Source organism: Agarivorans sp. (assembly GCF_050295395.1).
GTDB lineage: Bacteria > Pseudomonadota > Gammaproteobacteria > Enterobacterales > Celerinatantimonadaceae > Agarivorans.
On sequence record NZ_JBNKPP010000206.1, the window covers coordinates 1 to 8,022 of the forward strand.

The 8,022-nt window shown below is 44.4% G+C and carries 5 protein-coding genes; 1 reads left to right on the forward strand and 4 read right to left on the reverse strand.

Features of this window, described 5'->3' with window-relative positions; genetic code table 11:
* Positions 1-464, forward strand: a 464-nt coding sequence (locus ACQY6Q_RS11850) for an aldo/keto reductase (RefSeq protein WP_427981687.1), incomplete at its 5' end; no start/stop codon positions are given.
* 356 nt (positions 465-820) lie between these two features.
* Here ACQY6Q_RS11850 and ACQY6Q_RS11855 read toward each other — a convergent pair.
* From ACQY6Q_RS11855 to ACQY6Q_RS11870, 4 genes are all read right to left on the reverse strand, one after another.
* Positions 821-2,071: an endonuclease gene (locus ACQY6Q_RS11855; protein WP_427981688.1), complete on the reverse strand. Its 1,251-nt coding sequence runs from the start codon at positions 2,069-2,071 to the stop codon at positions 821-823.
* Positions 2,072-2,127: 56 nt separating this feature from the next.
* Complete coding sequence (locus tag ACQY6Q_RS11860) at positions 2,128-5,187, reverse strand: ExeM/NucH family extracellular endonuclease (RefSeq protein WP_427981689.1); 3,060 nt, start codon at positions 5,185-5,187, stop codon at positions 2,128-2,130.
* Positions 5,188-5,288: 101 nt separating this feature from the next.
* On the reverse strand, positions 5,289-6,278 hold the full coding sequence (locus ACQY6Q_RS11865) for a hypothetical protein (protein ID WP_427981691.1): 990 nt from the start codon (positions 6,276-6,278) through the stop codon (positions 5,289-5,291).
* Positions 6,279-6,420: 142 nt separating this feature from the next.
* A complete protein-coding gene (locus ACQY6Q_RS11870; RefSeq protein ID WP_427981693.1) occupies positions 6,421-7,287 on the reverse strand; it encodes a DUF2608 domain-containing protein in 867 nt (288 codons plus the stop codon).
* Positions 7,288-8,022 lie beyond the last annotated feature (735 nt).

Sequence of the window (8,022 nt, forward strand, 5' to 3'; positions counted from 1 at the left end):
TTATTAATATCTTTAGACAAGACGCGCTAGAGCAAGTACTGCAGCAAGCAGCGGAAAAACAAGTAGGGATAATTGTTCGCCTGCCTTACGCCAGTGGCCTACTCAGCGGTGCGGTCACCCGCCAACGCCAATTTGCCGAAACCGACCATCGCCACTATAACCGTGACGGCGCCGCCTTTCACGTGGGCGAAACCTTTGCCGGTATTCCACTAGATAAAGCCTTGGATCTAGTGGATGAACTTCGTGAAATACTGCCTGAATCCTTAAGCCTAGCGCAGGCAGCTATTCGCTGGTTACTTGATCAAAGCGCCGTTACCAGCATCATTGCCGGAGCCAGTAAGCCCGAGCAAATTCAGCAAAATGCCGCCCATGCCGAGTTAGCCCCATTGAGCCCAGAATTACATGCCAAACTGGCTCAATTTTACCAACAACAAGTAAGCCCTTGGGTAAGAGGCAACCGCTAATCCCCCTCCTTAAAATGAGGCCACCTAGCGTGGCCTCTATGCTTTTTAATTAAGCAGTAAAGCCTTAAGACTTAGCGTTTTTGCTCGCTCTATTGAACAGGCTACTAATAGCCATTTCTCACCTAGCTCTATTAGGAATTGCTCATTTGGATAGTCGTTCTTGAGGAGTAAGAGCTAAAGGGCTCAGCAGGGCAAATTAAATAACAAAAAAAGGGCATTGGCAAAATGCCGATGCCCATTTCAAACAGGGAAAATCAGGACTGAACAAGCCAGCCCATTTTTACAAGCTATCACTACCAACAAAGCAAGATAGTGAACAGCACAACAATGAATCAGCTAATGACTGCACAATCGACTTAGTTAAAGTAGAACTTAGCTGATTCAAAGCCTTCTTTGCCCCAAATTTGCTTCACAAATTCAGGATGATCGATGAAGGGGTTACGGTTGCCTTGGAATTCAAACGCTTTTTGGTTACGGTCGATTTCTCGTTGGCTAACTGGATCTTGCAGGTGCCAACGCATCATCAATTCGATCACCCAGCTACGGTAAACTTGGTCTGAACTGTTTTGCTGGAACACCCCATAAGCCTCATCACTTTGCTCAAACCAATCATCGCGTGTGCCTTCAGGGTTAACCACATCTTCGTAGCGCGTAGCCATGTAGAAGAATACTCGAGCAATATCACCTTTAAACTCATCGATGGGTTCAAATACCGGTTGGCGGTAACCCAATTCGTCATGACCTAGACCACGCTTAGAACCATTAAGTGATGTGAAATCAACCGTAGATTCATCCACCTCACCGTAAGGCAAATTACCACGAGCATTGTTTACATAACCGTCTGTAGCATATAGCTGATGAACATCGTTATGCATAGGATTGGCATTATTAAACCAACTTTTTGGCATAACATGTTCACGGTTATAACAGTCGCCTTCAGCGGAGTAATTACCACACTGATCATCGCCAATGGTATAGTTATAAGGATCTTCACCGTTAGGGACTTCCGAGTAGATGTCTAAAATCGACCCATCTTTCTCGTAATACTGATCTTCAGAGCCACCCAAGGAATAGAAATCCCATGCACCGCCATAACCTTGATCGGTATGGCCTTGTTTGATGATCTTATGCAGTGCGGTCTTTAATAAATAACCATCGAGCAAATCAGCATCGGCGTAATAACCGTCTAACTCTGCTGCATAACTATTTTGGTAATCGCCCACCACAAAGGTCTGGCTTAGCTGTTCGGTAAACTCACCGAAATCACCGTTGTCACTTAATACCAGCTCACCGTTGACATAAAATTCAATGCTGCCTTCACCGTAAGAACAACAAAGCCCATCCCCCGTTTCATCTTTAAAATCGATACGGTAACCACCAGGGTCAAAACCAAAATCAATTTCATAGTGAGAACTGTTTTCATAACCACTGCCCGACGCAATCACTTCAAGGCGGCTGTTAGTAATAACCCAACTCAACTCAGAAGCATTACGGTCAGTAGTAAAAACTAAGCTACCATCGACCTTATTGTCTTGATTGTCAGACCCTGCGCCACAGCCAGCTAGCAACAGCGGTGCGGCGACTAAAGCAATTTTATAAATGTTCATAGTTTTCCTTTTCAGCAATAAGCAGCCAAGCTGCTTATTGCATCTACATCCTTGATTTAAGCGTTTCTGCGACGGAACAGTAGTAGGCCAAATAGGCTGAGTAATAACCATGGTCCGCTAGAACCAGCACTGGTGGTTTCGCCAAAACTTCCAGCTTCACTCACACTTGAGCGCTGCTCTGAGGTTCGAGCGTCGTTGTAGTAAGTCTCTACTACAAAATCACCAGCAACAGGTGCTTGGAAACTATGAGTTACCCAACCACGAGTGATTTGTTGCTCAGTTAACTGAATATGTGCTACCTGTGATTGAGTCACCACACCATTGCGATTCATATCAGAGATTACCAAGCTCACGGTATCACCCACAGCCAATGAACCCACGCCCACCTGAGTAAGATCCATAACCGCACGATAACCTTCGCCTTCTTTTGGCGACGATGCCGAAGGCATGTTCACCGGTGTCGCAGGCAGAGCAATCAAATCTCCCGCAGCGGCTAGGCTAAGGTTATTATCAACAGCGTCGATGATGTCTAGGCTCAATATCGCAGGATCGTGATCCGAAGAGCGGAATGGGTCAGCATACTTAGCTAAGTCGCCCGTATATTGACTTTCGTACTGGAACAAGGTCGACTCGGCAGAGTTGATATTCCAATCCGCAGCATCTTTAACAAAACCGCGTAAATCCGGCGAAATCAAGATGTGGTCTAAGGTGCCAACAATTTCGTTGTACGAATAACTGATAGTATCTGGGTGTAGCTCTGGCACGATATTGATGTAGCCATAGCTGTGAGTCACCACTTCACCGGCATTACCGGTAAGCTCTTCACGGCCCACTTTCACGTTACGACCGGCTTTTACAGCATAACCAGAGGGAGCATTGTCTCGATTAGTGAGTACCAATAGTGGATCTTCAGTAGCATAAGCATTTAAGTCACCCATGATAACGCGGTAACCATGATACTCTTTTAGCTGTTCACCTAGGTAATTTGCTGCCGCTGTACGGAAGGCCTCACAGTTACCTTGTAGATCGGCATCTTCGACCTTATAGATACGGCGACCATTGTCGTCGGTGTAACCGCCTTGTAAGTCTTCCCAACAAGTACTGCCTTTCGATTTAAAGTGGTTCACCGCTACCGACAAGCTTTTTTCGCTTGGACCATTGATTTGGAAAGTCGGAATCAGCGTATCACGCATATATTTGGTAGTGGGACGAAAATCTTCGTACTTACCATCAAAATATACCGGGAAATCTTCTTCTGGCACTGCCTGACGCGGCATTGCCAAAACATCGATTTTCTCTAAACCCACTTTAGCTTTACGGTAAATCACCATACTGGTAATGGCGTCAGAACCCACAAATTTCGCGCCGGCCGGTTTGGCAATCGCATATTGCTTCGCAGCTGGCAATTGTTCGTTCAGTGCGCTAACCAAGTCCACTACGGCAGAGTCACTATCAAAGCCGTTATTCTCAATTTCCATCAAGCCAACGATATCAGCATCTAAACCTAAGATGGCGGCGACAATTTTTGAGCGTTGAACTTGGAACTCATCAAAGGCTTGCGCACCGCGATTATCATTTAGTGGGTTGTCGTCACCACCAAACGGCGAGTTGAAGTAGTTCAATACGTTCATGGTGGCAATAGTTAAGTCACCACGGTCCACTTCAGGAGACGCACTACGATCTGGCACGTGAGTGTAGATAAAGTTGCTGTTATCCACTTCGTTAGTCACGAAGAAACGGAAGGCGTCGTAAGAGTATGTAAGCACCCCTTCAAAGCCATCTAAAGTCGCACCAATACGTAGGTAGCTATCGCTAGTCCCTGTACCACTATCATCGCCAAACTCTGGATACCAAGGCACTACACCGTTGGGCGCTTTTGCAAAGCTCTCGATATACAATTGACGCTGTGCATTACTCTCAACAACCGCTTGAGCCCCTTCACTACCAGGCGCGTTCTTCTGGGTAGGTTGGAATAACAAACCGCCATGAGCAGCTATCATGTTATTACGGAACGAGCCATAGTCGAAACCAAAAGTACGGGCGATAACAATATCAGACTCTTGATCAATTCGAGTCAACATGCCTTCGTAACGCTCATAGGTATCTTGAATCGTTTTATCGCTCTCCAACACTCGTAGCGGTGTTGCGGCAATCTCTCCAGTTCTGCCTGTGACAAAGGTCAAATCAAAGCCTTCGGATTGCTCAGGGATCAGCTGAGTCCATTTATAAGATTCAGTCACCTTAGCGTAAACTTGCACCTCATCACCCACAGTAAGTGCTTGACTAGCATCACTACCACTGTTAAGCAAAGCTGATACATCACCTTTTACGAAAATACCGTCAGAGCTTAATGGGTCACCATCGCCGGCGGCATCTTGAATAAAGTAACCGGTAGGTAAATCATTACCGAGTCGGCCGGCTTGAATCGCAGTAACAATACCAGTCACTAAGTAAACTTGATCGGAGGTATAGCTACCGTCTTCCAATACAGGAGAGCGACTACCTGTTCCTTGTAGCTCCATTATGCTTGCTACAGTAAACTCGCCTTCAGCGGGAGCTGTCGGCTCGGGCGGAGCTACGCAGCTATCGTCGGCCGCATTAAATTGGCCAAGATTACTAATGTCGTTTTTAGCTAGAACTTTCCACTGCCACTCACTATAAACCGGGTTGGGGCTTAAATCACAACGTTGCAGCGTAACATCTTTGTTGTACTGTAAATCGTATAAGTCACCCACCACATCAATGGCTTCATCGTTGTACAACAAGGCCAAGCCATCATCACCGTTATAATTAACCAAATAAGAATCACTTGTAGCGTCAGCTAGGGCTAATATTTCAGCACTAGCTGCGGTTGTTTCATTCTTATAGTAAGCGATAACCCATACTTCATTAGGCTGCAGTGTTACCCCGCTTAAATCATAACGGTTTTGCCATTTTTGTTGATATTCACTGGCTAATTGATAGCCTGTTAGTGTGACAGCCGAGCTGCCATTGTTTGCAATTTCGATGGCCTTGTTATAACCCGAGCCTTCCACCACTTCCGATATGTAAATATCAGCGTGTGAAATCACTGGTAACAAAGCCGCCATAATTGCAGAATAATAAAACTTCTTCATGTTTCTCTCCGCAAGAGATATGACTCGAAGAATGCATACTTATCAAGGCATCCTTCCTCGAATAACTTTCCGCTGTTAGTACTACAACGGATACTGGCTAACTAAAACCAGTAGTAAGCTTTGCTGTAACCGTAGCTACCTTGCTCGCCCCCAGTGACAAACTCGACTTTAACTTTGATGTTGCTACGGTAGTTATAAACTAGCCCTGCAGATACCCATGAGTCGTCAATCCATAAACGGTAGCCGTCATCAGCTACTTCTCGAGTTTCAGTATCAACGTCAACATTGGTATAAACGACATTTAATGCCAGTTTGTCGTTGAAGTCATAACCCACCGAAGCAACGTACAATAGGGCATCAGAAGTATCATAACCTTCTCTCTCCTCTGCATCGTATTGAGAGATAAAGCCACCTAGGCGTACTGGACCAACAAAGCCTCTCGCATGTAATGAATAGATGTCGCCACGTTCATCAACGGTTTCAGCCCCGACTAATACATCTACGTTGTCACCAAAGTAACCGAAGTAACCGTTAACCACTTCGCCTACTCGAGAATCAGTCTTGTAGTGATCCCAGCCTTGGGTAGAGTAGGAAATACCGTATTTAAAGTTGTTGAAACTACCGCGGTATTTAAGTGTGGCGTCTTGGTCACCCGCTTCTCTCACTTCACCCGCACCATCAACTGAGAAATCACCCATTTGGTCATAGTGATCGTAAGCTGTGTCGGTACGGCCAAACTCAATTTTGTCACCATTGTCAAACTGCCAACCGACATAGGCTTTGTCCAAAACCATTTGAAATTCATTTTCTTTAGTCCAAGTTTGGCGCTCAAAATCGAGGTCTAAATGCGAGTAGATCTGTCCGGTTTGAACGCGAATACCGTAGGACATAAAAGTATCGTCAGTGTAATAGCTGTCGTATTCCCATCTTTCGCCGTTATCGTTGTAGTCTTTTCCGAAATAACCACCCACTTCAAAGCTACCGACTAAATCAACTTTGTCACCGTTTTCCCCTTGATAAAGAGTCACAGCATTGACGCTACTCGCGGCAAGTAACGAGCAAACTAATAAAGATAAATTGGTACGTTTCATAATCACTTCCTGTAATAAAATTGTCCTTTATAGGGACGAGCCAACCCTACCGCCTTAAATAAATAAGGAAGCTTGTCAGGGATAAATGGGATTATTTAGAAGCGGTTTACTTCACCGCCTCTATAAAACTAAAGCGGCGCTATTAATTAACGCTGAGGCATTTACCTGAATCTCGAGCAGGAAAAACGCTATTCAAAGTGGCATTTAACTGCGCCCAGTCTGCCGCCATTTTATCGGCTTGAGCTTGCGTCAGCACGCTACCAAACTGCTCTTCACGCTGGTCTTCAATGCGGGTGTAGTGGAACAGGCTTACATCAATGTCTTTACTGTCTTTATAGGCGGCATCAACATTTTTGATGTTTTTGACTGAGTCATCAATAAATACAATTTTATCGAAGCTCCGGCCTGTTTTGTCTAAGATGTGTTGTAACATCGTGCCTTTATTCATTCCGGTGGTCATCATTACACCTTTGGAATAACTAAGTTCACGCTTGGTTACTTCTCGATATACCGGAGTTTCTTCACCCTTTGGCGCTAGTGCCGTTACGTCAAAATCGATACCTTTGCTCAGTAGTTCGCGCTCGGTTGCAGCACGATACTTTGGAGAACGAGAGGTTAAGGCAAACATGGTGTAACCATCTTTTTGCCACTGGCTAACCACGCCAGGAACAGATTCTTCAGTCAGTACTTGAGGATTTAGTTCGTACAATAGGCCAATAGCGTCTTCAAATAGGCAAGACACCTTTTGCCCATCGCTTGGTTTTACATCAAGTTTGCCACGCTGCCATTGATACCAAATATCACCACCTAGGTCGACGCTACTGGTTAAAATGGTGTTATCAATATCCATCACGATCAAGGTTTTATCTACTGAATATTGTTTCAGCTCTTTAGCTAGTTTTGCAGTAATGTCTGCGTAGCTAGTGGTTTCGATGACTTCTGTAGAAGCCATTGACATGCCGGACGCAACTAACAGTGCTGCACCAATAAAATAATTTTTACTACTCATTGTTAACTTCCCTAAACGTTGTGTACTTAATAATTAAGCAACTCATCTTCCTAATTGACAATATGCATAAACAGTCAATCTAATATTGGTATTCTAAAGCCGACTCATGTCACTCAAGGATTACCACAAGAGCTGCTGAGTAAACTAAGTCGTTACAAGCCGTGATGTAGTTCACGCTACACAAAATAGAGCAATCCACGATATTCATGGCACATTTCGTATTACTAAACTCTTATAGGGAGGCTTTGATGTAAAGTGCTTTAAGCTTCGAATTGATATCTTTGAATACATCAAAAATATATCATTACCAAAAATGTTGAAATACAGACCTTTTCCAAACCTTTTCTTCAAATTTATAGAATTCAAAAAATGAAAAAATCGAATCGTTACGAAAGCTTTATGCGACTGAGTATTCAATTTTTATTCAACAAAAAGTTCTTCTAAAGTTTCGCCCCCCCTTAGCAACAAACGTCTTCTAAGCAATAAAAGCCATTCATAAGCCCCTGTAATTGTTGTCTTCAAGCCTAGGTTTATAGTTAAGCGACACCGCCATTATCAGTAGAGCCGGCCAAACTAACATTCGAAAAAGAGAAATATAAAATGCAGGCAAGCAGCGAGGGCTAGCCCAGCCACCAAAGAATTAAGTGCATTGTTGAGTCTTGGCTGAATTCAGGCAATAAAAAAGCCCTGCTCATTGAGCAGGGCTTAGTATTGGAAGCCTGGCGGTGGAACAGG

Excerpts from the sequence above, each read along its gene's own strand:
- ACQY6Q_RS11855 (WP_427981688.1), bottom strand. The coding sequence starts at position 2,071 with ATGAACATTTATAAAATTGCTTTAGTCGCCGCACCGCTGTTGCTAGCT.
- ACQY6Q_RS11860 (WP_427981689.1), bottom strand. The coding sequence starts at position 5,187 with ATGAAGAAGTTTTATTATTCTGCAATTATGGCGGCTTTGTTACCAGTG.
- ACQY6Q_RS11865 (WP_427981691.1), bottom strand. The coding sequence starts at position 6,278 with ATGAAACGTACCAATTTATCTTTATTAGTTTGCTCGTTACTTGCCGCG.
- ACQY6Q_RS11870 (WP_427981693.1), bottom strand. The coding sequence starts at position 7,287 with ATGAGTAGTAAAAATTATTTTATTGGTGCAGCACTGTTAGTTGCGTCC.